Origin of the sequence: Desulfobacter latus (assembly GCF_013389365.1) — a bacterium.
In the GTDB taxonomy this organism is placed as follows: Bacteria; Desulfobacterota; Desulfobacteria; order Desulfobacterales; family Desulfobacteraceae; genus Desulfobacter; species Desulfobacter latus.
The window spans coordinates 1-360 of the sequence record NZ_JACADJ010000202.1 but is presented as its reverse complement, the minus strand read 5'-3'; the positions used below and the strand labels follow the sequence as shown (position 1 = coordinate 360).

Annotated in this window: 1 protein-coding gene; it reads right to left on the bottom strand. The window is 35.6% G+C overall.

Annotated features, from left to right (window positions below):
• Positions 1-360, bottom strand: a 360-nt coding sequence (locus HXW94_RS19330; protein ID WP_218576835.1) for a hypothetical protein, incomplete at both ends; no start/stop codon positions are given.

Genomic DNA, 360 nt, shown 5'->3' with positions numbered 1-360 from the left:
ATACTGCATTTACCTTCCAACCTTAAAGATAAAATATATGACAAAACTTTTTTTTCATCAACCGAATTGATTTTTGAAGGGGCTTTATTAAAAATAATGGAGAGTACTGATTTCAAGCTGTTAATTGGGCATCCTTCATATGATCCCAAAAGTACTTTACACTTTTTGAATGGAGGTTCCCGAAAAATGGGGGTCGGCATCTGGAAAGTGTAAAGCGGGAAATGAAGGATGCCGTTAATTGCATCATAAATAAATGTACGAGATACATTAAATTGTCTGGAAAGATTTGTAATCAAACCATATTGCGAATTTTGCATGGCTAAAAAACCGCTAACGGCAATATGGCCTCGGATAGCTTCA